This window comes from Micromonospora sp. WMMA1996 (genome assembly GCF_002573675.1).
Lineage (GTDB): Bacteria > Actinomycetota > Actinomycetes > Mycobacteriales > Micromonosporaceae > Micromonospora > Micromonospora sediminicola.
On the sequence record NZ_PDHU01000001.1, the window covers coordinates 4,029,476 to 4,052,181 of the forward strand.

Below are 22,706 nucleotides of genomic sequence, written 5' to 3' on the forward strand. Positions count from 1 at the left end.
GGGGCCGTCAGCCGATACCGCCACCAACCCCGATCAGCGCGCCGATCAGATAGGTCGCGCCGGCTGCCAGCGCGCCGAGCAGCAGCTGCCGCAGGCCGCCGCTCCACCAGGCGCGGTAGGTGAACCGGGCCACGATCGCCCCGGCGAGGAAGAGCCCCACGCCGCCGACGCCGAGGGCCAGCCACAGGCTGGTGAAGCCGAGCAGGTACGGCAGCAGCGGCACCAGGGCGCCGATCGAGAAGCAGATGAACGACGAGATCGCCGCCGCCCACGGGCTGGGCTGGTCGTCGGGGTCGACGCCCAACTCCTCCCGGACGTGGACGCGCAGCGCCTCCTCCGGGTTGGCGCGCACCGCCTCGGCGACCTGGGTGGCCAGGTCGCGGGGCAGCCCGCGGGCCACCCACGCGTCGGCCAGCTCGCGGGCCTCCGCCTCCGGGTGCCGTTCCAGCTCCCGCCGCTCCTTGGCCACCTCGGCGGCCACCTGCTCGTTGGCGGACCGGACGCTCGTGTACTCGCCCAGACCCATCGAGATGGCGCCGGCCACCAGGCCGGCCGTGCCGGTGAGCACGACGCTGCGCGGGGACACCCCGCCGCCACCGACACCGGCGATCAGCGCGATGTTGGTGACCAGACCGTCCATGGCGCCGAAGACCGCCGGCCGCAGCCAGCCGCCGGACACGTCCGCGTGGTGCGCCTCGCGCAGCGCCGCCGGGGTGTCGGTCACGGCAGGGTCAGGATCTCGTAGCCGTCGTCGGTCACGACGATGGTGTGCTCGAACTGCGCCGTCCACCTCCGGTCCTTGGTGACCACCGTCCAGCCGTCGTCCCACATGTCGTACTGGTGGGTGCCGAGGGTGATCATCGGCTCGATGGTGAAGGTCATCCCAGGTTCCATCAGGTCGGTGGGGCGCGGGCTGTCGTAGTGCGGGACGTAGAGGCCGCTGTGGAAGGCCTCGCCGATGCCGTGGCCGGTGAAGTCGCGCACCACGCCGTAGCCGAAGCGCTTGGCGTAGGACTCGATCACCCGGCCGATGACGTTGATCTGCCGGCCCGGCGCGACCGCCTTGATGCCGCGCATCATCGCCGCGTGGGTCCGCTCGACCAGCAGGCGGGCCTCCTCGCCCACCTCACCGACGCAGAAGGTCGCGTCGGTGTCGCCGTGCACCCCGTTCAGGTAGGCCGTGACGTCGACGTTGACGATGTCGCCGTCCTGGAGCACCGTCGAGTCGGGGATGCCGTGGCAGATCACCTCGTTGACGCTGGTGCAGCAGGACTTGGGAAAGCCCTTGTAGCCCAGCGTCGACGGGTAGGCGCCGTGGTCGCAGAGGAACTCGTGCACCACCTGGTCGATCTCATCGGTGGTCACCCCCGGCTTGCAGTGCTCACCCGCGAGCTGGGTGGCCCGGGCCGCGAGCCGACCGGCCACCCGCATCTTCTCGATGGTCTCCGGCGTCTGCACGTGGGACCCGCGCCACTCCTGCGGGCGCTTCTTCCCCACGTACTCGGGGCGCGGAATGTGGGCGGGGACCGCTCGCCACGGGGAGAGCGTGCCGGGGGTCAGCGGCGCACGGACGGTCATGTCCTCAGACTATCGCCGGCACCCCCGTGACCCCCGCCACGGCCCCGCCCACCAGGTTGTTGCCGTGCCGCAAACGCTGTGCCATTGTTGCTGCGTGGATCAAGGGGGTGCACCGCCCGTCTTCACCGTGACGGCGGAGGGCGAGGGCGACCACCTCCGTGTCCTGGTGACCGGCGAGGTCGACATGGCGACCGCGGACACCATGTTCCAGAGCGCGCTCCGCGAGCCCGCCAAGCGGCTCACGCTCGACCTGCGCGCGGTCACCTTCTTCGACTCGGCCGCCATCCACGCGGTGGTGCGGCTGTCCCAGCGCTTCCCGGGCGCGCTCGTCGTGCTGCCGTCCCGGCAGGTCCGACGCGTGCTGGAGATCTCCGGCCTGGGCGATCAGGACTGGCTGGCGGACACCTGAACCGGCTGCCGGTTCAGGGCGGATCTTCCGCACCGTGCGTCAGCGGGCCGGCCGGCCCGGCCTGCGGGCGATCTGGTGCCGGCTTCCGCTCGCCGGGGTCCGTGGCGGTGTCGGGGGCGAGGTCGCGCCGTAGCGTCTCGGCGTCGTGCTTGCTCACACCGCTCGCGCGGATGGTGTTCACGGCGATGATGCTGATGTCGTTCGCCAGGTTGACGCCACCGATCCGCAGCCCGCTGGTGAGTGCCTCCTGAGCCTGACGGATGGCCGTCATCGCGGCTCGTTGGGACCGGGACGGCCGGTTGGCCGACGGCGACCACTCCACGGCCACGTGCCGGACGGCCTCGGCGAGGCTGTCGACGGCGTCCGCGAGCCGGGGCGGTACCGGCTCGTCGCTACGGAGCGCGCTCTCCAGGTTGAGCGCGAGGTCACGACTCTGCAGCAGGGAGCGCATCATCAGTGCGGCGCCGTGCCTCCAGCCCTCCAGCGAGTTGTGGTTGTGCCACCGCAGCGGTGAGATGCGGACGACCTCGACGGCCGCCGACAGCGCCGTGTCCAGGTCCGAGGTGTCGACGCCGCGCAGTGTGTCGAGGGCCCGCTTGGCCAGCTCGGCGTCCCGATTCCGGGCGGCCTCGGCCACCCGGTCCAGTTCGGTGGCGATGCGGTCGAGCAACGGTCGACCGGCGCGCCGGATCCGGTGGATCGGGTGCAGGGGGAGCACCACCAGCGCGACGAGGATGCCCACCACCCCGCCGACGATGCCGTCGACGAAGCGCGGCACCGCCAAATTCGTGTTGGCCGGGGCCAGCACCGCGATCACCATGGCGCTGCCACCGACCTGGGTCACGAACGACCCCTCGCCGCTCAGCAGCACGGCGAACAGGATCGACGCCGCCACGATGACACCGATCTGCACGTGGCCCTGCCCCACCCAGGAGACCAACAGGTCGCCGAGGGTGATGCCGACCGCGACACCGGCGACCAGGAACAGGGTCCGGCGGAAGCGCTGACCCACCGAACTGGCGATGGTGCCCACCGCCACGGCGGGCGCGAACAGGGGCTGGGGATTGTCCAACACGTCGTTGGCGATCCACCACGCGCCGGCCGCGGCCACGCCCGACTGGACCGCCACGAGCAGGCTCAGTCGCAGCCGCACCAGTCGGTCGCGGGCCGTGGCGGAGCCGGTCCGCCGCACCGCGCCCCACGCCGCTACGACCGGGTCGTGGGTCGCGCGCGGGCCCGCCGGATCCCCTCGTCTCACCACCACCACGCTACGGCTTCCGTCACTCCGGTCCGGGCGGAAACCGAGGCTGGACGGCGGGATCACCCGCGCATGTCCCGGTGGTGAAGGGGTAGGCACCCGCGTCCTCGACGCGGAAGCGGTGGCTGGGTGGGTCTGATCGAGTTGCGGGTGCACGGCGTGGGTGGTTACAGCTCCGACCGGATCCTGGGCGAGCGGCCCGCCCATCTCGTCGCCGGTGACGTGGAGGCGGGCTTCTACCGTCCTGGCGCCGGCCCGGAGGACCAGCAGCCGGCCGGGAACGTGCGTCTGGAGGCCTACCGGTGGAACGGCCTGACCGGCGGAACGGCGGGTCGGACGTTCTCCCTGGTGTTGCTGCTGCCCTTCATGCTCGGCAACATCGCGCTCTGGGCCCTGCCGTTGACCGGTCGTGCCGGAGCGCCGGCCCGTGCGGTGGTCCGGCTCCTGTGCGTCTCGCTGACCATGATGTACGTGCTGGCGGTCGTCGGCGTGGCTCTCGATCTGCTCGCCTGGCAGTGCCTGAGTTATCCGCGCTGCTACCAGGACCGCCGTTTCGTCTCCTGGCTGGCCGGGCTGCCCGCCGGCTGGGAACTCGCCATCCTCGCCCTGCTCCCGCTGGCGGCGATCACCGCGCTGTGGCGCCTGGGTAGCCGGACCTGGCAACTGCCCGAGACCGGGGCGCCCGACGGCGGGGACACCGAGATCGAGGGCCTGGACGACCCCGCGTTCTGGGACAACCGCAGTCTGGTCCGACATCTCCGCGCCGTTCACCTGGTGGCGGCCCTGGGCACGCTCGACACTGCCGTCCTCAGCGCGCTGGTGCCGCACGACCGACGGTTCGCCGGTTACCTCCTGTTCGCCGCCGTGCTGCTCGTCACCGCGGCGGCGATGGCCATCTGCTGCCTGCCGGGCATCGAGCGTCGCACCAGCACCGCCCGCACCACCGCCGTGACCCGGGCGCTGGCTCGCACCTCGGGCATCCTGACCGCAGCCGTTCTCGCCTACTCGCTCGTCCCGCGGGACTCCTGGAACGCCGCGGACAACCTGCCCGGCTACGACGTGCTCGTGGCGACCGTGTACGTCAGTCAGATGGCGCTGCTGACCGCGCTGGCCGCCCTGGTCGTCTCGGCCCGGCGGCACCATGTCAACGGGTCCGCCGTGCTGCGCGGGCTCGCGGCGCCGGTGCTCATCCTCGTCGCGATCGGGTTCGCCGTCTCCTACTCCTCCGGCCTGGTCTATCTCTCCGCCGACTACCTCGACCGCGGATCCAGCCCCACTCCGGCGCGTCCCACTCCACCAGGGGCTCCGCCGCTCACTCCACCCGTGGCCTTCCGCTGGGCTGCCCTGGGGTTCTTCCTGGCGGTGGTCCTCGCGGCGGTCGTCGTCCTGACCCGCAGACTCTGGCGACGGTCGGCGCGCCGGGCCGCGGTCATGCGGACCCTGCGGGCCGAGTACGCCGACCTGGACCGGGTGCCTCCCGCACGCGTGCACGCCGTACGCGACGCGGTCGTCTCGGCACAGTTGGCGGACAAGCTCGGGCCGCTGGCGCCGGCCGCGTACGCCGCGCTGGCGACCATCGCGCTCGGTGCCGCGGGATCGGCGATCGTGCACGACGGCCCCGGTGACCTGGCCCGTCTGCTCGGCGGTGAACCACTGGCGCGGCCGGTCGTCTTCGTCACCGACGTCGGCGCCTACCTGATCGGCACCTTCGCCCTCCTGCTGGGCGTTCTCGGCCTGTTCGCCTACCGGTCCAGGGGCATCCGCCTGATCGGCATCCTGTGGGAACTGGCGACCTTCTGGCCGCGGGGCGCCCACCCGCTCGCCGCGCCCTGCTACTCCGAACGGGCCGTGCCCGACCTGACCCGCCGGGTCCGCCACCTGATCGCCACCGGGGACACCGTCGTCCTCGCCGGGCAGAGTCACGGCAGCGTCCTCGCGGCCGTGACCGCCCTGCAACTTCCCCCGGCCACGCGCTCCCGGCTCGCGCTGCTCACCTTCGCGTCCCCGCTGCAGCGGCTCTACGCCCGCGTGTTCCCCGCCTACATCAACGACGTGATGCTGCGGCGGATCGGCGCCGACCTCGACTGGCGCTGGACCAACCTGTGGCGCCGCACCGACCCGGTCGGCGGTCCGGTCTTCCCCTCGGACCGGAGGGCGTCGGACGATCCCGCCGCCGGCGTCGATCGACTGGTACGCGACCCGGCGGCGCTGACCATCGCGCCCGGCGACACCGTGCCTCCACCGATCGAACGCCACCTGTTCCGGTTCGACGAGACGTACCGCGCGGCGGTGCGGGATCTCGCCACCCGCCTGCCCCGAAGGTGACCGACGGGGAGGCCGACGCTCAGTCCGTCCCGGTCAGCCGGCGGCGCAGCGTCAGCTCGGTGCCGTCCTCGGTGCGGGTCACGCTCATCTCCCCGAGCGCCTGGATCAGCGCCAGCCCGCGCCCGCGGAAGCTCGACCCGCTGGACTCGCGCCACCGCCCGCTGTCCCGGATCGTCGCCGTGACCGTGCGGTCCGCGATGGTCACCTCCACCTCGATCGACGGGTCGACCGGGTCGATCGGGTGCTCGATCGCGTTCGCCGCGGCCTCGGAGATCGCCACGGTGAGGTCGAACAGGTCCGTCTCGCCGACCTGGTGGGCGACGAGGAAGTCCTCCAGCCGCTTGCGCAGCACGCTGAGTCGGGTCGGGTCGGCGGGCAGGCGCAGCGCGAAGCGGTTCAACTCGGCCGCCTCCAGCGCGAGCACCGCCACGTCGTCGTGCCGGGTCCGCCCCGCGACCCGTTCCACCACCGCGTCCACCAGGTCGGCTACGTGCTCGCCGCGCGCGGTCGCGTCGCGCCGCAGCTGCCCGAGCCCGGCGTCGATGCCGGCCGTCCGGTCCTCGATCAGACCGTCGGTGTAGAGCAGCAACCGGCCGCCGGGGGCGAGTTCGCCCTCGACGGTCCGGTAGGTGGTGCCGGGGATCGCCCCGACCGGCGGTCCGAGGGCCCGATCGTGCAGGAACGCCACGTCGTCTCCTCGGATCAGCAGGGGCGAGGGGTGACCCGCGCTGGCGTACCGCAGCCGGCCGTCGCGCGGGGAGAAGCTGAGGCAGACCACCGTGGCGAAGGAGCCGCTGCCGGTGGAGTGGACCAGCTGGTTGAGCCGGGTCAGCGCCTCGCCCGGGTCGTAGCCCTCCAGGACGTACGCCCGCAGCGCGTTGCGGAGCTGGCCCATCGCGGCGGCGGCCCGCACGCCCTTGCCGACCACGTCGCCGATGACGAGCACCATCTCGTCGTCGGGCGCGCCCATCACGTCGTACCAGTCGCCACCGACCTCGACGTCCGCGCTGCCGGGCAGGTAACGGCTGGCCACCACCGCGCCGGGCAGCTGCGGCAGCGTACGCGGCAGCAGGCTGTGCTGGAGCGTGGTGGCGATCCGGTGCTCGGCCTCGTAGAGCTGGGCGTTCTCCAGCCGTACGCCGACCAGCCGGGCCAGCTCGGTCAGCGCCGCCTGCTCGGCGCCGCCCCCCTCGCCCCGCCACACCCGCAGCTCGCCGAGCTGCTCGCCGGTGGTCCCGGTCAGCGGCAGCACCACTGACGGCTCGGCGGGCAGGTCGCCGCCGGCGTCCTCCTCGTGGCGGGCGCCGGTCGCGGTGACCAGCACCCGGTCCGCCTCGGCCAGGGTGAGCGCGTGCCGGGCGGCGACCCGGACCACCTCGGCGGTGGACCGGGCGGTGTTGATCGCCACCGCGGCGTCGGCGAGCGCCCGCAGCCGGCGGATGATCTGCCCGCGCAACTGTCCCAGCTCGACGTTGGCCCGGACCCGGGCGACCAGTTCCTGGCTGGAGAAGGGCTTGGTCAGGTAGTCGTCCGCGCCGGCCGAGAGGCCGGCGACCTCCTCGGCGGCGCCGGCCCGCGCGGAGAGCAGCACGATCGGCACGTGCCGGGTGACCGGGTTGGCGCGCAGCGCGGCGACCAGCCCGAAGCCGTCCAGCCGGGGCATCATCACGTCGCTGAGCACCAGGTCGAACGGGGTGTCGACGGCCAGCCGCAGCGCCTCCACGCCGTCCGGCACGGCCACCACCTCGTAGGCCGGGGAGAGCAGCCGGCCGACGTGCTCGCGCAGGTCGGGGTTGTCGTCGGCGACCAGGATCCGGCCGGCGGCGCCCGGCGTCCCGGACGGCTCGGGCAGCCCGGCCGGTCGGGCCACCTCGTCGGTCCAGAGCGCCGTCTCGGCGACGTGGAGCCGGGCCTGCTCCGGCTCGCTCAGCGGCACCGGGGACAGCGCGGACACCCGGTCGGCGGGCAGGTGCGCGTAGCCGAACGGCACGGTCACCGTGAAGGTGGTGCCCCGGTCGACGACGCTGCTCGCGGTCACCGTGCCGCCGTGCATCTCGACCAGCTCACGGACCAGGGCGAGCCCGATGCCGGTGCCCTCGTGGGTACGGGAGCGGGCACCCGCCACCCGGTGGAACCGCTCGAAGACCTGCGGCAGCTCCTGCGGCGCGATGCCGACGCCGGTGTCGGTCACCTCCAGCACGGCGGCCCCGTCGCCGGAACGGACCCGGACCCGGATCTCGCCGTCGAAGGTGAACTTGACCGCGTTCGAGATCAGGTTGAGGACGATCTTCTCCCACATGTCCCGGTCCACGTAGACCGGCGCGCGCAGCGGCGGGCAGTCGACCACCAGGCGCAGTCCGGCCCGTTCGGTGGCCGAGCGGAACGTGCTGGCCAGCCGTGACGTGTGGTCGGCCAGGTCGGTGGGCTGGTAGCGGGCGGCCAGCCGGCCGGACTCCAGCCGGGAGAAGTCGAGCACGGTGTTGACCAGTTTGAGCAGGCGCAGCCCGTTGCGGTGCATCATGGTCAGGCGATCGGTGTAGCGGTCGGGCAGCTCCCGGTCGGCGAGCATGTCCTCCAGCGGACCGAGGACCAGGGTGAGCGGGGTGCGGAACTCGTGGCTCACGTTGGCGAAGAAGTTGGTCTTGGCGCGGTCGAGCGCGGCCAGCTCGGCGGCCCGGGCCCGCTCCTGCTCGTACGCCCGCTGCTTGCCGACCGCCCGGGAGACCTGCGCGGCGACCAGGTCGACGAAGTCGCGGTAGTCGTCGGTGAACGGGAGCCGGCGGGACACCCCGAGCAGCAGCACTCCGGCCGGCTCGTTGGTGGCGGTCAGCGGCAGCAGCAGCGCCTGGTCGGCGGCGTCGGCCGGGACGGCGGCGGGCAGGTCGGCGGTGGCGATCCAGCGCGGCGCGGTCAGCTCCTCGCCGGCGCTCATTCCCGGGGGCGGCCCGGCGACCGTGGCCGGATCCGTGCCGGTGCAGCCGGCGAGCACGGCGGCGCCGCCGGGCTCAGTGAGCCAGAGCGCGCTGAACGGCACGTCGTCCCGGTGGGCGTCGAGCACCCGGGCGACGGCCCGGCCCAGTTCGAGCGTGCTCGGCACGTCGCCCAGCTCGTTGCCCAGCTCGGCCAGGGCCCGCAGCCGGCGCTCGCCGAGCACCCGGCCGGTGGTCTCGTTGACGAAGCAGAAGATCCCCTCGACGGTGCCGTCGGCGTCCCGGATCGGGTCGTACGAGACGTCGAAGTAGACGTCCTCCAGGAAGCCGTGCCGGTTGATCACGAAGGGATGGTTCTCGCCCCGGTAGGGCACGCCGGTGCCGCGCACCCCGTCGAGCAGCGGGCCGAGGACGTCCCAGGTCTCGGCCCAGTGCAGCCGGGCGGACTGCCCGATCACCGCCGGGTGCTTGTCGCCGATGGTGGGCCGGTAGGCGTCGTTGTAGAAGGCCCGGTGCTCCGCACCCCAGAAGACCACCATCTGGGCGCGGGACGCCAGCATGGTGCTCACCGCGTGGCAGAGCGCGGCCGGCCAGCGGTCCGGGGTGCCGAGCGGGGTGGTGGCCCAGTCGAAGCCGCGCAGCCGCTCGCCCATCTCGCCGCCGGCGGCGAACGCCGCGGTCAGCAACGGTGGGAAAGACGCCTCGCCGGCCGCCGGGGACGATCGACCGACGTCCCCGCCCCCCTGGGCCGAGCCCATGCAGCCTCCCGCTCCGGCCATGTCCACGACGGCCGGCGTGGTTACGCCGACCGTCCCCGCCTACTACCCCGGCGGAGGAGCAACGTAACGCACCGGCACCGGCGGACGCTGGTTACCTCCGCCTCATCCTGACGTAACCGGCGGGCGGGGGCGAGTCGGGCGGGGCCCCGGGCCGGCCGGCTGTGATCTGCGCGACACCGCGGCCTGGACCAGCGCCGTGACCGGCCGAGGATCGGCCTCGTTCTCCGGATGCCACTGCACGCCGAGCACGAAGCGCCGCGCCGGATCCTCCAGCGCCTCCACCACCCCGTCGTCGGCCCAGCCGGTGACCGCCAGGCCGCCGGGGTCGGCCACCGCCTGGTGATGGTACGAGTTGACCCGGTCCACACCGGCCATCACCGTCCCGGCCCGGCTGCCCGGGGCGAAGCGCACCGGGTGCGACCCGTAGACCCCGGGGGCCGGCCGGTGCCCGTCGTGCCCGACCACGTCCGGCAGGTGCTGGTGCAGGCTGCCGCCGTACGCGACGGCCAGCAGCTGCATCCCCCGGCACACGCCCAGCACCGGCAGGTCGGCGGCGAGCGCGGCGGTCAGCAGCGCCACCTCGCCGGCGTCGCGGTCCGGCCGGCTCTCGGTGCGCGGGTCGGGCGGCTGCCCGTAGCGCTCCGGGCCGACGTCCGCGCCGCCGGCCAGCAGCAGCCCGTCCAGCAGCCCGAGCACGTCGGCGTCGACGTCGTCCGGGGGCAGCACCACCGCCCGGCCGCCCGCCGCGGTCACCGCCCGGACGTACGCGTGCGGCACCAGCGTCGCCGGCACGTCCCGCCACACCGCCCAGCCGGCCGGCTCGACGTACGCGGTGACGCCGATGACCGGCCGTCGCCTCACAGTGCTGGCCCGGTTCGCGACTGCGGGGCTCGCAACCCCGGCTCACTCCTCGCGCTCACAGCGCTGGCCCGGATCGCGACTGCGGGGCTCGCAACCCCGGCTCACTCCTCGCGCTCACAGTGGCGTCACGTACGCGCCGGTGATGCCGCCGTCGACCACGAACTGCGCGGCGGTCATGAACGAGGCGTCGTCGCTGGCCAGGAACGCCACCGCGGCGGCGATCTCGGTCGGGTCCCCGAACCGGCCCATCGGCACGTGCACGAGACGCCGGGCGGCCCGCTCCGGGTCCTTGGCGAACAGGTCCAGCAGCAGCGGGGTGGCCACCGGCCCGGGGCAGAGCGCGTTGACCCGGATGCCCTCGCGGGCGAACTGCACGCCCAACTCCCTGGTCATCGCCAGCACCCCGCCCTTGCTCGCCGTGTACGCGATCTGCGACGTGGCGGCGCCCATCAGCGCCACGAACGAGGCGGTGTTGATGATCGAGCCCTTGCCCTGCCGGCGCATGTGCGGGATGACGTGCTTGCAGCACAGGTAGACGCTCGTGGTGTTGACCCGCAGCACCCGCTCCCAGGCGTCCAGCCCGGTCTCCAGGATGGAGTCGTCGTCGGGCGGGGAGATGCCGGCGTTGTTGAAGGCGACGTCCACCCGGCCGTGCCGGTCCACCACGCCGTCGAAGAGGTCACGGACCGCCGTCTCGTCGGCCACGTCCGCGGCGACGAACTCCCCGTTCACCTCCCGCGCCGCCCGGGTGCCGGCGTCGGCGTCGATGTCCACGCAGACCACCCGGGCACCCTCGGCGGCGAAGCGCCGCACGGTGGCCAGCCCGATGCCGCTGCCCGCGCCGGTCACCACGGCCACCCGGTCCTGAAGCCGTCCCTGCACTGTGATCACTCCTCGGTGCCGATGAACACGTTCTTGACGTCGGTGAAGGCGTGCAGCGCGTCCGGGCCCAGCTCGCGGCCGAGGCCGGAGCGTTTCATCCCGCCGAACGGGGTCCAGTAACGCACCGAGGAGTGCGAGTTGACGCTCAGGTTGCCCGACTCCACCGCCCGGGCCACCCGGACGGCACGGCCCACGTCCCGGGTCCAGATCGAGCCGGAGAGGCCGTACTCGGTGTCGTTGGCGAGCCGGATCGCGTCCGCCTCGTCGTCGAACGGGAGCACCGAGACGACCGGGCCGAAGATCTCCTCCCGCCAGTGCCGGTCCGCCGGGGAGCCGGCGAGCAGCACGGTCGGGGCGTGCCAGAAGCCGGGGCCGTCGGGGCACGAGCCGGTGAAGGCCACGTCCGCGTCGTCGACGTACCCGGCGACCCGGTCCCGGTGCCCGGCGGAGATCAGCGGGCCCATCTCGGCGGTCTCGCGGGCCGGGTCCTCCACCCGGAACGCCCGCACGGCCGGTTCGAGCAGTTCCAGGAAGCGGTCGTACACCGGGCGTTGGACCAGGATCCGGGAGCGGGCGCAGCAGTCCTGGCCAGCGTTGTCGAAGACCGCGGACGGGGCGGTGGCCGCCGCCTTCGCCAGGTCGGCGTCGGCGAAGACGATGTTCGCCGACTTGCCGCCCAGTTCCAGCGTCACCCGCTTCACCTGGGCGGCGCAGCCGGCCATGATCCGGGTGCCGACCTCGGTGGAGCCGGTGAAGCAGATCTTGCGGACGGCCGGGTGGGTGACGAACCGTTCGCCGACCACGCCGCCCGGCCCGGGCAGCACGGTGAACACGCCGTCGGGCAGCCCGGCGTCGCGGGCCAGCTCGGCCAGGCGCAGCGCGGTCAGCGGGGTCAGCTCGGCCGGCTTGAGCACCACCGTGTTGCCGGCCGCGAGCGCGGGGGCGAATCCCCAGCCGGCGATCGGCATCGGGAAGTTCCACGGCACGATCACGCCGACCACGCCGAGCGGCTCGTGGAACGTGACGTCGAGCCCGCCGGGCACCGGGATCTGCTGGCCGGTCAGCCGTTCCGGCGCGCCCGCGTAGTAGTCGAGCACGTCACGGACGTTGCCGGCCTCCCAACGCGCGTTGCCGATGGTGTGCCCGGCGTTGCGCACCTCCAGGAGGGCCAACTCCTCCAGATGCGCGTCGACCTGGGCGGCGAACCTCCGCAGCAGCCGCCCCCGGTCGCCCGGCGCCACCCGACGCCACGTCTCGAACGCGGCAGCCGCCCGCGCGATGGCGGCATCCACGTCCGCCACGGTCGCGGACGCGACCTCCCCGATCCGCCCCCCGTCAACCGGCGAAATCACCTCACCCACGCCCGCCCCCCTCTTCGGCGATCTTGCAGTTGGTGCCCGGACAAAAGCCACCCATGCCGCGAGTTACGGGCCACAAGTGCAAGATCGCGGAGAGCGGGGCGGCGGGGTCAGAGGCGTTCGAAGCCACGCCGCAGCTCCCAGTCCGTGACGGCGGCGTCGAAGGCGGTCAGCTCGACCTTCGCCTGGTTGGCGTAGTGGTCTGCCACCTCGTCGCCGAACGCCGTCCGGGCCACCTCCGAGCGCTGCCACAGGTCGAGCGCGTCGCGCAGCGTGCCGGGGACCCGCTCGGCCTCCGGGTCGTCGTACGCGTTGCCGGTGCACTCGTCCGCCAGCTCCAGCTCGTTCTCGATGCCGTGCACCGCGCCGGCCACCAGCGCGGCGATCGCCAGGTACGGGTTGACGTCCGCCCCCGGCACCCGGTTCTCCACCCGCATCCCCTGCCCGTGCCCGACCAGCCGCAGCGCGCAGGTGCGGTTGTCGGTGCCCCAGCGCAGCGCGGTCGGCGCGAAGGAGCCCGGCTGGTAACGCTTGTAGGAGTTGATGTTCGGCGCGAACAGCAGGCTGAACTCGCGCATGGTGGCGAGCAGCCCGGCCAGCACCCGCTGCCCGGTCACGCTCAGGTGTGCCGGCCCGTCGCCCAGCATCGCCGACTTGCCGGCGGCGTCGCGCAGCGAGAAGTGGATGTGGCAGGAGTTGCCCTCCCGCTCGTTCGGCTTGGCCATGAACGTGATCGCCATGCCCTCCTGGGCGGCGATCTCCTTGGCACCGTTCTTGTAGATGACGTGGTGGTCGGCGCAGCGCACCGCCTCGTCGTAGCGGAAGGCGATCTCGTGCTGGCCGAGGTTGCACTCGCCCTTGGCGCTCTCCGGGGTGAGCCCGGCGGCGGCCATCTCGGTGCGGATGCGGCGCAGCAGCGGCTCCACCCGCGCGGTGCCGAGCAGCGAGTAGTCCACGTTGTACTGGTTGGCCGGGGTCAGGTCGCGGTAGCCGCGCGACCACGCCTGCTCGTACGAGTCGCGGTAGAGCACGAACTCCAGCTCGGTGCCGGCGTACGCGGTCAGCCCGTGCGCGGCCAGCCGGTCGAGCTGCCGGCGCAGGATCTGCCGGGGCGAGGCGACCACCGGGCCGGAGCCGTCCAGCCACTCCAGGTCGGCCAGCAGCAGCGCGGAGCCGGGCTGCCAGGGCATCCGGCGCAGCGTGTCCAGGTCGGGGCGCATGGCGAAGTCGCCGTAGCCGCGTTCCCAGCTCGACATCGCGTACCCGTCGACGGTGTTCATGTCCACGTCCACGGCGAGCAGGTAGTTGCACCCCTCGCTGCCGTTCGTGACCACCTGGTCGAGGAAGTAGGGCGCGTGGAACCGCTTGCCCTGCAACCGGCCCTGCATGTCGGTGAGGGCGAGCACCACCGTGTCGATCTCACCCTCGGTGACGGCGACCCGCAACTGTTCCAGCGAGAGCGGCGTTCTCTTCATCAGGGGGCCTCCATCACCAAGGTCTACTGGCAAACCGGATCACCGTCAATGCCCCGACGAGGTCGGGGGCGAAACGCCAGGAGTGCACATGCGTCGTCGGATCGTCGCGGCCGTCGCCGCCGTCCTCGTGATCGCACTGGGCGCCACCGACGCCCGCGCCGACCGGCAGCCCGCCGCCGCGTCCGAACGCTCCACCACCACCGCCGGCGCCGTCGACCGGCGGTCGGTCCCGATCGACCTGCGCGCCGTCGGTCGGCGGGCCGTCGGATCCGGGCCCGACCTGACCCGACCCCGGGTGGTCGCCACCGGACTGGAGGTGCCGTGGGGTCTGGACTTCCTGCCCGACGGCAGCGCGCTGGTGGCGCAGCGGAACCAGGGCACGATCCTGCGGATCCGTCCCGGCCGCCCGGCCCGGCAGGTCGCCCGGATCCCCGACGTGGTGGCCGGCGGCGAGGCGGGCCTGCTCGGGCTCGCGGTCTCCCCCACCTACCGCCGGGACCGCTGGGTCTACGCCTGCTACACCACCGCCACCGACATCCGGGTCGTCCGGTTCCGGCTCCGGTCGGACCGGGCCCCGCAGGTGCTGGTCAGTGGCATCCCTCGGGCCACCTCCCACGACGGCGGGCGGATCGCGTTCGGCCCCGACGGCATGCTCTACGCCGGTGTCGGCGACGCCGGGGTGCCCGCCCGCTCCCAGGACCTGACCAGCCGCAACGGCAAGATCCTGCGGATCCGCCCGGACGGCGGCGTGCCGGCGGACAACCCGTTCCCCGGCTCGCCGGTCTACAGCTACGGCCACCGCAACGTGCAGGGGCTCGCCTGGGACCGCGGCGGCCGGCTGTTCGCCACCGAGTTCGGCCAGAGCACCTGGGACGAGGTGAACCGGATCGTGCCGGGCGGCAACTACGGCTGGCCGATCGTGGAGGGCGTCGCCGGCGACCCCCGGTTCCGGGACCCGGTGGTCGTCTGGCCGCCCGCCCAGGCCTCACCGAGCGGCGCCGCGTTCAGCCGGGGCACGCTCTACGTGGCCGCGCTGCGCGGCACCCGGCTCTGGGCGATCCCGGTCGACGCCGCCGGCAACGTCGGCGTACCGGTGGCGGAACTGGTCGGGACGTACGGCCGCCTGCGTACCGTGGCGGTCGCCCCGGACGGCGCGCTCTGGGTGACCACCAGCAACCGCGAGCCGCGCGGCGTCCCGCCGGCAGCCGACGACGACCGCGTCCTCCGCTTCCCGCCCACCCACCGCCAGCCCTCGGCCTGAGACCCCTGGGGTACGCGGACAGCCCGTCGGTCGCCGGTGGCGCCCAGGTCAGTAGCGGGTGCCGGCGGGTGCCGGCAGAGCGTCGAGTTCCGCCAGGTCGGTGTCGGTGAGCCGGAGCCGGGCGGCGGCGGCGTTCTCGTCGAGCCGGGCGCGGCGACGGGTACCGGGGATCGGCACGACGTGGTCGCCCTGGGCCAGGGTCCAGGCGAGGGCCACCTGTCCGGCGGTGGCGTGGTGCCGGGCGGCGATGGCTCCGACCCGGTCGACGAGGGCGAGGTTGGCGGCGCGGTTGTCCTGGTGGAAACGGGGCAGGCGGCCGCGGAAGTCGTCGGCGGCGAAGACGGTGTCCCGGTATCGGCCGGTGAGGAATCCGCGGCCGAGCGGGGAGAACGGCACGAACGCGGCACCGTGGCGGACGCACCAGTCGAGGCTGGTGGTGAGGTGGTCGCGGGTCCACAGGGACAGTTCCGACTGGACGGCGCTGATCGGGTGTACGGCGTGGGCGCGGTCGAGCTGGTCGACGGTGAACTCGGAGACCCCGAGGGCACGGGCCTTGCCGGCGGCGACCATCTCGGCCATGGCGCCGATGCTGTCCTCGACGGGGACGTTCGGGTCGGGCCGGTGCAGGTAGTACAGGTCGACGTGGTCGACTCCGAGCCGGCGCAGGGACGCGTCGATGGCCTGCCGCAGGTGTTCGGGCCGGCCGTCTTGCACGATGGGGAAGTTGTCCCCGTCGGTGTCGGTGACGACGTTGCCGCCCTTGGTGGCGAGGACGACCTCGTCGCGCCGGCCGGCGACGGCCCTGCCGACGACCTCCTCGTTGGTGAAGGGGCCGTACATGTCGGCGGTGTCGAGGAAGGTGACCCCGAGGTCGAGAGCGTGGCCGATGACCTGGTCCGGGTCCTCCGCCCCGGGGTCGTCACCGTAGGCCCAGTTCATACCCATGCAGCCGAGTCCGACGGCGCCGACGGTGGGCCCGTCGGTCCAGAGCTGCCGGGTGGGAATGGTGTCGGTGGTCATCCGTCTCTCCTCAGGTTCACGCCCCGGTCGGTGCGGGCCGCCTCCGGCTCCGGTCGTCGAACCCGACGTTACGAGTTCGAGCGCACTCGAAGGCAACCTGTCGGCCCGGCGGTCCCGTCCACCGACCGCCGCCGCACGACCCGCGCGCGACGGGGTCAGGCCGGCGGGGTGGGAGCCTGCTCCTCGACCGTACGACGGGGGCCGGTGAACCACCTGCGGGCCGAGGCGTACCACCAGATAGCGACGCCGAGCAGCACGCCACCGATCGCCAGTGGGGCGTAGTTCACCGCGGTCCAGGAGAAGTCGGGGTGACCCGGCACGCCGGCCGGGACGATCGGCAGGACGAAGTAGACCGAGATGACCGCGATCTCCACCACCGCGATCCAGCCGAGCAGCCGGTAGCGCCGGCCGAGCGTCCACGGCCCCGGGGTGAACCGGTCCCCCATCCGCAGCCGCAGGAAGATCGGGATGACGAAGGAGAGGTAGAGCCCGATCACCGCCACCGACACCACCGCGTAGAACGCGACCGGGATGCCGCCGCGCTGGTAGAGCGCGGGCAGGGTGAGCACCAGCCCGGCCAGCGTGGCGCCGATGATGGCGTTGACCGGCGTGCCGTTGCGGTTGACCTTCGACCACAGCCGCCAGCCGGGCACCGCCCGGTCCCGGCTGAACGCGTACGCCATCCGCGACATCGAGGTCACGCAGCTCATCCCGCAGAAGAACTGCCCGATGGTGGAGATGATGATGACGGCCTTGAAGAAGAACGGCGTCAGCGCAGTCTCGAAGATCGCCCCGGAGAACCCGCCCGCGGAGTTGATCGCGTCCACGTCGGTGGCCGCGAACAGGAACGCGAGCAGCAGGATCCAGCCGCCGACGGCGGAATAGAAGATCGACCGCCACAGCCCCTGCGCGGCGGCCTTGGACGCGCCCCGGGTCTCCTCGGAGACGTGCGCGCAGGCGTCGAAGCCGGTGATCGTGTACTGCGTGAGCAGGAAGCCCAGCGGCAGGATGTAGAACCAGAACGCCAGCCCGCCGGTGTCCCCGTCGCCGAAGCCGGAGTTGTTGAACCGCTCGGTGAACACGAAGCGGAAGCTCTGGTGGTCGTCCGGGACCAGGACCAGGATCAGCACCACCGCGGCCGCGCCGGCCACGTGCCACCAGACCGAGACGTTCTGGAGTACGTCGATGATCCGGTGCCCGTAGATGTTGATCAGCCCGTGCAGGGCGAGGATCACCACGAACAGCCCGAACGTCTGGTGGCCGGTGCCGGCCCAGCCGTCGAACAGCGCCGACAGCGTCAGGTTGAGGAACGTGGCGCAGCCGTAGTCGACCGACGCGGTCACCGCGACCAGCCCGATCAGGTTGAGCCAGCCGGTGAACCAGCCGTGCACCGGCCGGCCCATGGTCGCCGCCCACCAGTAGATCCCGCCCGCCGTGGGATACGCCGAGACCAGCTCGGCCAGGCAGAACCCGATGATCAGGATGAACAGCGAGATCAGCGGCCAGCCCCAGGAGATCGCCACCGGGCCGCCGTTGTTCCACGCCTGGCCGAACGTGGTGAAGCAGCCGGCCAGGATCGAGATGATGGAGAACGAGATGGCGAAGTTGGAGAAGCCGCTCCACTTGCGGCGCAACTCCTGCTTGTAGCCGAGTTCGGCGAGTCGTCGGGCGTCGTCGTCCATCGGCTGCTCGGCGGTCGGCGCGGGCGTCGTGGCCACTGCACACCTCCTCGAGGCGAAGTCCCCGTACGAGTGCTCGCAGTCTGCTCCCGCCGATCAAGGTGGTCAATACGCGTCCCGGGTAATTGCGTTGTCCCCGCTTCCCGCCCGGGGCATGCTTGAAGCCGTGACCAGGCCCGACCCGACGGGCCGGCGCCGGGCGCTCGGCAACGCCCGGTCCGCGGCGGCGCGCGGCGTCCACCTCTCTCTCACTGATGTACGGCGATCCGCCGTACCCCCGGACGCCCCGCGCCGCCGCACTCTCACGTCCGGCCGACGGTGATCCAGGCGGTGAGGAAGTCGGCGGCCGGCACCGCGAAGAGCAGGCAGACCCCGGCCAGCCGGGCGATGGTGGGCCGACGGACGGCGACGGCGTAGCCGGCGACCAGCACCGGCGCCCACAGGTCCTGAAGCAGCCACGACTCCCGCCGGACCAGCAGGTCGAGGTGGCAGACCGCGAGCCACACCACGGTCGCCGCCGACCAGAGGACCAGGCCGGCGCGTCGACACGCCCGCGTACCCCAGCGCACCGCCGCGGTGACGTCCCCGGCGACGCGGTCGGCGGCGACGTCCAGCACGGTCGTCGGCAGGTAGAGCGCGGCGACCAGGAACAGGCCCAGCAGCGCCACGAGGAGCGGGTAGCCGGTGACCGGCCGGTGCAGGGACCAGCCGGCCAGTGGCGCGAGGACCCCGACGGCGAGGGCGTTGGCGGCGACGTCCAGGCCCGGCCGGGTCTTCAGTCGCACCGGCGGCGCGCTGTAGAGCCACCCGAGCCACAGCACGACCGCCGTGCCGAGGGCGAAGGCCGGTCCGACCGCCGTGGCGGCGAGCACGAGCGCCGCGAGCGCGGCACCGTGGTGCCAGCGCGTCAGATCGGCCGCGGTGAGCACGCCGGTGACCAGTGGGGCGCTGGCCTTGCGCGGGTTCCGCCGGTCGCTGGGCAGGTCGTACCGGTCGTTGACGGCGAGCACGGCGGTCCAGAGCAACGGCCCGAGCACCACCAGGGCGGCCAGCGAGCGCGGCAGCGTCGCCGCCGGCGGCAGCCAGCGGTGGGTGGCGAGCACCGAGCCGGCATACGCGGCGGCCCAGCCGAGCGGCCAGAACCACGGACGCGACAGGAGCAGCAGCGCCCGGACCCGGGCCGTCCGCGCGTCGGCGGCGGGGCTGAGGAGAACCATGCCACCGACGCTAGGAATCCGCCCGGCCGACGGCCTCCCGCCGGCGAGCCAGGGCGCTCCCCCGCGACGGGGAACCGCGGGTCAGGCGAACAGCAGGCCCGCCACCCAGAGCGCGGCGATCACCAGGCCGGCGGAGAACTCGACGAGCATGGACAACCCGGTCGCCTTGAGCGCCTGCACCGTCGCCGGCCAGGCCAGCTGGTTGCTGCCCAGCCGCAGCCGCTCCGCACCCCAGATGCCGCCGATGAAGCCGATCGGCAGACCGACCACCGGGATCACGAAGAACCCGACCAGGCCGAGCAGTCCGCCGGCCAGCAGCGACGACGTGGGTACGCCGGTGCGCTTGAGGTTCCGCCCCGGCCAGAGGTACTTGACCACGGTACCGCCGGCGGCGACCACGGTGGCGGCGGCGAGCACCGCCCAGCGGCCCGGGCCGGCATCGGCGAAGATCGCCCAGACCAGCACGCCGCCCCAGCACAGCGGCAGCGCCGGCAGCCCCGGCACCACCACCCCGGCCAGGCCGGCCAGGATCGCCAGCGCGGCCACCACCGACACCACTGCCTGCGAATCGCTCAGACTCACGAGTTCTCTCTCTTCTCTGCACAGGCGCTGCATGATCGAGGTGTTAAGCGGGGCCCCCGCCTCTACCGGAAGCGTTAACAGGGGGCCCTTCCTTACCCCTCCAGGCGGGCGCGGATGCCGTCGGCGGGCATGGGGGCGCCGAACAGGCGGCCCTGCCCGGTGTCGCAGCGCAGCGCCCGCAACCGTTCGGCCTGCACCTCGGTCTCCACCGCCTCGGCCGTCACCGACAGCTCCAGCGCGTGGGCCAGCCGGACCAGCGCGTCGACGATCCGCTCGTCCCGGTGGTCGGCGACCGCGTCCGCGCCGTCGCCCCGGATCCCCTCGACGAACGGGCCGGCCAGCTTCACGCAGTGGATCGGCAGCCGGCGCAGGTACGCCAGGTTCGAGTAGCCGGTGCCGAAGTCGTCGATGGCCAGCCGCAGCCCGAGGTCGGCGAGCTGGTGCAGGGCACGCAGCGGCTCGCCCGCGCTGCCCATCACCGCGCTCTCGGTCAGCTCCAGCTGGAGCAGCGCGGCGGGCAGCCCGGTGTGCTGCAACGCCTCGGCCACGGTCTCCACGATGGCCGGGTCGTCGGCCTGCCGGGCGGCCAGGTTGACGCTCACCACCGGCGTGGTCGACGGGAACGCCCGCCGCCAGCCCTCCGCGTCCCGGCATGCCTGGCGCAGCACCCAGGCGCCGAGCCGGACGATCAGGCCGGTCTCCTCGGCCAGCCCGATGAACCGGTCCGGCCCGAGCAGCCCCAGCTCCGGGTGCTGCCAGCGGACCAGCGCCTCGACCGCCACCATCGTGCCGTCCAGCAGGGACACGATCGGCTGGTAGTGCAGCACGAACTCGCCCCGGTCCAGCGCGGCCGGCAGGTTCGACGCCAGCGAGGAGCGGGCGATGTCGGCGGCGCTGCGCTCCGGGTCGTACACCGCCCAGCGGCCCCGCCCTTCGGCCTTGGCCCAGTAGAGCGTGGTGTCCGCGGCCTTCATCAGCTCCGCGACGCTGGTCTCCGCCGCCGGGCACTCCACGATGCCGATGCTGGCCGAGACGGCGAGCTGCTGGTCGCCCACGTGCACCGGCGCGGAGACCGCGGCCAGGGCCAGCTCGGCCACCTCCACCGCGTCGTCGATGCCGCCGTCGGAGTCGACCAGGATGACGAACTCGTCCCCGCCCATCCGGGCCACCAGGTGCCCCCGACCGGCCACGCAGTCGCTCAGCCGCCGGGCGATCACCTTGAGCAGCCGGTCGCCCAGGTCGTGGCCGAGGCTGTCGTTGACCGCCTTGAAGCCGTCCAGGTCGATGAAGCAGAGCCCGACGCGCTGCTCCGGCCCGGCCGCGTCGAAGACGTCGCCCAACGTCTCGAAGAACAGCGTCCGGTTGGGCAGCCCGGTCAGCGGGTCGTGCAACGCCTGGAAGCGCAGTCGTTGCTGCAGCTCGTACCGCTGGGTGATGTCCTCGATCATGGCGACGGTGAAGCGGGGACGGCCGTCGTCGTAGCGGATGAGCGAGACGGCCAGGTCGGTCCAGACCACGCTGCCGTCCTTGCGGTAGTAGCGCTTCTCCACCCGGGCGCTGTCCCGCTTGCCCTCGATCAGCTCCTGGTAGACCTCCCACATGCCGGCCGCGTCGTCGGCGTGGAACAACGCGGCCACGTTGATCCGCCGCAGCTCGCCGACGGTGTAGCCGAGCATGTCCGCGAAGGACTGGTTCACCTCGATGATCTGCCCGTCGACGCCGGCGATGCCGATGCCGATGGCCGCGCCGGTGAAGACCGCCCGGAAGCGTGCCTCGCTGTCGCGCAGCGCCTGCTCCACGGTGTCCCGGGCCTGCCAGGCGGAACGGGCGATCCGCTCCTGCTGGCTGAACACCCGGTCGCGCAGGGCCCGGGCGAACCCGGCGGCGAGCGCGCCCTGCAACAGCGCGACCCGTTCCCGCAGCTCGGGCGACTCCTCCCGGGCCGGCAGCACCCAGGGCAGGAACCGGTCGCCGAGGGCCTGCACCGACCAGTCGAGCACGCCGGGCTCGGTGAGGTGCGCCTCGACCAGGGCACGCCCGACCTCCTCCGCGGGCCGGGCGGAGAAGGTCGGGGCGAGCAACGCCCGGCCCAGCCGCTCGGTGAGCGGCACCAGCAGACGCTCGGTCTCGACCGCGCTCAGCGGCACGAACCCGATGCGTCGCACCGCCCGGGCCCATTCCGCGGCGTACGCGGCGGCGCCGGGACGGCTGACGTCACCCCCGTCGTTCTCCGGGGTGCGCATGTCGGCTCAGCCGGCAGCGCGGTCGTGCCGGGCCACGCCACCGAACGCCCCGAAGCGTTCCGGGTGCTCGTCCACGTCGGACGGCGAGTCGGGCCGCCACAGCGGCATGTGCACCACGCCCGGTTCGAGGATCGTCCAGTCGCCGAAGAAGCCGGTGATCTCGGCCCGCGAGCGGAGCGTGATCTCGGTGGCGGTACGCGCCGACAGCCGCTGCGCGTCCAGCATCTCCTGCGGCTGGTCCTCGAAGGTGGAGTGCGACACGACCAGGAAGCTGCCCGGTGCGGCGGCGGCCCGCAGGGTGGCGAGGATGTCGGCCGGGCGGTCCGCGTCCGGGATGAAGTGCACCACGCCGGCGAGCAGGATGCCCAGCGGCCGGTCGAAGTCGATCAGGCCGCTGGCCCGGGCCTGGTCCAGGATCAGCTTCGGCTCCCGCAGGTCGGCCAGGATCGCGGTGGCCCGGTCGTTGCCGGCCAGCAGCTCGTGGCTGTGCGCCACCGCGACCGGGTCGATGTCCACGTAGACGATGCGGGCCTGCGTGTTGGCGGCCTGGGCGACCTCGTGCACGTTGCCCACGGTGGGAATGCCGGAACCGATGTCGAGGAACTGGTCGATGCCGGCGTCGAGCAGCACCCGGACGGCCCGGCGCAGGAACTCCCGCCCGGAGCGCATGGTGGCCGCCAGGTTGGGCGTCATGGCCGCGATCTGCTCGGCGAGCTGCCGGTCGATCTCGAAGTTGTGCGCGCCGCCGAGGAAGTAGTCGTAGACCCGGGCGGCGCTCGGCCGGGTCAGGTCGATCTCGGCGGGAAGTCCGTCCGGCGTCTGCATCGCTCGGTCCCCCAGGTCGTTCGC

General features: G+C 73.2%; 17 protein-coding genes. 3 read left to right on the forward strand and 14 right to left on the reverse strand.

Features of this window, described 5'->3' with window-relative positions:
- Nucleotides 1-7 precede the first annotated feature (7 nt).
- Entirely contained in the window at nt 8-724 is a 717-nt protein-coding gene (locus COO58_RS18545) for a VIT1/CCC1 transporter family protein (protein ID WP_091580011.1), read from the reverse strand.
- Entirely contained in the window at nt 721-1,578 is an 858-nt protein-coding gene (gene map / locus COO58_RS18550; protein ID WP_091580016.1) for a type I methionyl aminopeptidase, read from the reverse strand. Before map ends, COO58_RS18545 begins: the two co-directional genes overlap by 4 nt.
- A gap of 94 nt (nt 1,579-1,672) precedes the next feature.
- Here map and COO58_RS18555 point away from each other — a divergent pair, with 94 nt between their 5' ends.
- The gene (locus COO58_RS18555) at nt 1,673-1,987 is read left to right on the forward strand and encodes an STAS domain-containing protein (RefSeq protein WP_255292668.1); all 315 of its coding nucleotides are present in this window, start codon (nt 1,673-1,675) and stop codon (nt 1,985-1,987) included.
- A gap of 13 nt (nt 1,988-2,000) precedes the next feature.
- Here the strand turns inward: COO58_RS18555 and COO58_RS30280 are convergent, their stop codons facing one another.
- Nucleotides 2,001-3,245: an aromatic acid exporter family protein gene (locus tag COO58_RS30280; protein ID WP_176558838.1), complete on the reverse strand. Its 1,245-nt coding sequence runs from the start codon at nt 3,243-3,245 to the stop codon at nt 2,001-2,003.
- 129 nt (nt 3,246-3,374) lie between these two features.
- On the opposite strand from COO58_RS30280, the gene COO58_RS30285 reads away from it, so the two are divergent.
- Nucleotides 3,375-5,570: a hypothetical protein gene (locus tag COO58_RS30285; RefSeq protein WP_176558839.1), complete on the forward strand. Its 2,196-nt coding sequence runs from the start codon at nt 3,375-3,377 to the stop codon at nt 5,568-5,570.
- A gap of 19 nt (nt 5,571-5,589) precedes the next feature.
- Here COO58_RS30285 and COO58_RS18570 read toward each other — a convergent pair whose 3' ends face one another.
- From COO58_RS18570 to COO58_RS18590, 5 genes are all read right to left on the reverse strand, one after another.
- Nucleotides 5,590-9,258: a SpoIIE family protein phosphatase gene (locus COO58_RS18570; RefSeq protein ID WP_098745926.1), complete on the reverse strand. Its 3,669-nt coding sequence runs from the start codon at nt 9,256-9,258 to the stop codon at nt 5,590-5,592.
- Nucleotides 9,259-9,381: 123 nt separating this feature from the next.
- Entirely contained in the window at nt 9,382-10,140 is a 759-nt protein-coding gene (locus COO58_RS18575; RefSeq protein ID WP_091580038.1) for a gamma-glutamyl-gamma-aminobutyrate hydrolase family protein, read from the reverse strand.
- Between the two features lie 114 nt (nt 10,141-10,254).
- Nucleotides 10,255-11,022 carry a 3-oxoacyl-ACP reductase gene (locus COO58_RS18580; RefSeq protein ID WP_091584009.1) on the reverse strand — a complete coding sequence of 256 codons (768 nt, stop codon included), beginning with the start codon at nt 11,020-11,022 and terminating at the stop codon, nt 10,255-10,257.
- Nucleotides 11,023-11,027: 5 nt separating this feature from the next.
- Nucleotides 11,028-12,374: an aldehyde dehydrogenase gene (locus COO58_RS18585; RefSeq protein ID WP_369700206.1), complete on the reverse strand. Its 1,347-nt coding sequence runs from the start codon at nt 12,372-12,374 to the stop codon at nt 11,028-11,030.
- Between the two features lie 116 nt (nt 12,375-12,490).
- Nucleotides 12,491-13,855 carry a glutamine synthetase family protein gene (locus COO58_RS18590; protein ID WP_098745928.1) on the reverse strand — a complete coding sequence of 455 codons (1,365 nt, stop codon included), beginning with the start codon at nt 13,853-13,855 and terminating at the stop codon, nt 12,491-12,493.
- An 88-nt stretch (nt 13,856-13,943) separates the two neighbouring features.
- On the opposite strand from COO58_RS18590, the gene COO58_RS18595 reads away from it, so the two are divergent.
- Nucleotides 13,944-15,116: a sorbosone dehydrogenase family protein gene (locus COO58_RS18595; protein ID WP_098745930.1), complete on the forward strand. Its 1,173-nt coding sequence runs from the start codon at nt 13,944-13,946 to the stop codon at nt 15,114-15,116.
- A 48-nt stretch (nt 15,117-15,164) separates the two neighbouring features.
- Here COO58_RS18595 and COO58_RS18600 read toward each other — a convergent pair whose 3' ends face one another.
- The 6 genes from COO58_RS18600 to COO58_RS18625 form a co-directional block, all read right to left on the reverse strand.
- A complete protein-coding gene (locus COO58_RS18600) occupies nt 15,165-16,136 on the reverse strand; it encodes an aldo/keto reductase (protein WP_098745932.1) in 972 nt (323 codons plus the stop codon).
- A gap of 155 nt (nt 16,137-16,291) precedes the next feature.
- Nucleotides 16,292-17,854: an amino acid permease gene (locus COO58_RS18605; protein ID WP_098745933.1), complete on the reverse strand. Its 1,563-nt coding sequence runs from the start codon at nt 17,852-17,854 to the stop codon at nt 16,292-16,294.
- 263 nt (nt 17,855-18,117) lie between these two features.
- Nucleotides 18,118-19,032, reverse strand: coding sequence for a UbiA family prenyltransferase (locus COO58_RS18610; protein WP_098745935.1), 915 nt, complete (start codon nt 19,030-19,032; stop codon nt 18,118-18,120).
- An 81-nt stretch (nt 19,033-19,113) separates the two neighbouring features.
- Nucleotides 19,114-19,614 (reverse strand): DUF456 domain-containing protein, encoded by a 501-nt coding sequence (locus tag COO58_RS18615; RefSeq protein WP_098745936.1) that lies wholly within the window; start codon nt 19,612-19,614, stop codon nt 19,114-19,116.
- 92 nt (nt 19,615-19,706) lie between these two features.
- Nucleotides 19,707-21,857: a bifunctional diguanylate cyclase/phosphodiesterase gene (locus COO58_RS18620; protein WP_091580065.1), complete on the reverse strand. Its 2,151-nt coding sequence runs from the start codon at nt 21,855-21,857 to the stop codon at nt 19,707-19,709.
- Nucleotides 21,858-21,863: 6 nt separating this feature from the next.
- A complete protein-coding gene (locus COO58_RS18625; RefSeq protein ID WP_091584013.1) occupies nt 21,864-22,682 on the reverse strand; it encodes an SAM-dependent methyltransferase in 819 nt (272 codons plus the stop codon).
- Nucleotides 22,683-22,706: the final 24 nt, after the last annotated feature.

What these genes read in the sequence shown, in the direction of transcription:
- map (WP_091580016.1), bottom strand. Translation starts at nt 1,578, where the DNA reads ATGACCGTCCGTGCGCCGCTGACCCCCGGCACGCTCTCCCCGTGGCGA.
- COO58_RS18570 (WP_098745926.1), bottom strand. Translation starts at nt 9,258, where the DNA reads ATGGGCTCGGCCCAGGGGGGCGGGGACGTCGGTCGATCGTCCCCGGCG.
- COO58_RS18590 (WP_098745928.1), bottom strand. Translation starts at nt 13,855, where the DNA reads ATGAAGAGAACGCCGCTCTCGCTGGAACAGTTGCGGGTCGCCGTCACC.
- COO58_RS18595 (WP_098745930.1), top strand. Translation starts at nt 13,944, where the DNA reads ATGCGTCGTCGGATCGTCGCGGCCGTCGCCGCCGTCCTCGTGATCGCA.
- COO58_RS18600 (WP_098745932.1), bottom strand. Translation starts at nt 16,136, where the DNA reads ATGACCACCGACACCATTCCCACCCGGCAGCTCTGGACCGACGGGCCC.
- COO58_RS18610 (WP_098745935.1), bottom strand. Translation starts at nt 19,032, where the DNA reads ATGGTTCTCCTCAGCCCCGCCGCCGACGCGCGGACGGCCCGGGTCCGG.
- COO58_RS18620 (WP_091580065.1), bottom strand. Translation starts at nt 21,857, where the DNA reads ATGCGCACCCCGGAGAACGACGGGGGTGACGTCAGCCGTCCCGGCGCC.
- COO58_RS18625 (WP_091584013.1), bottom strand. Translation starts at nt 22,682, where the DNA reads ATGCAGACGCCGGACGGACTTCCCGCCGAGATCGACCTGACCCGGCCG.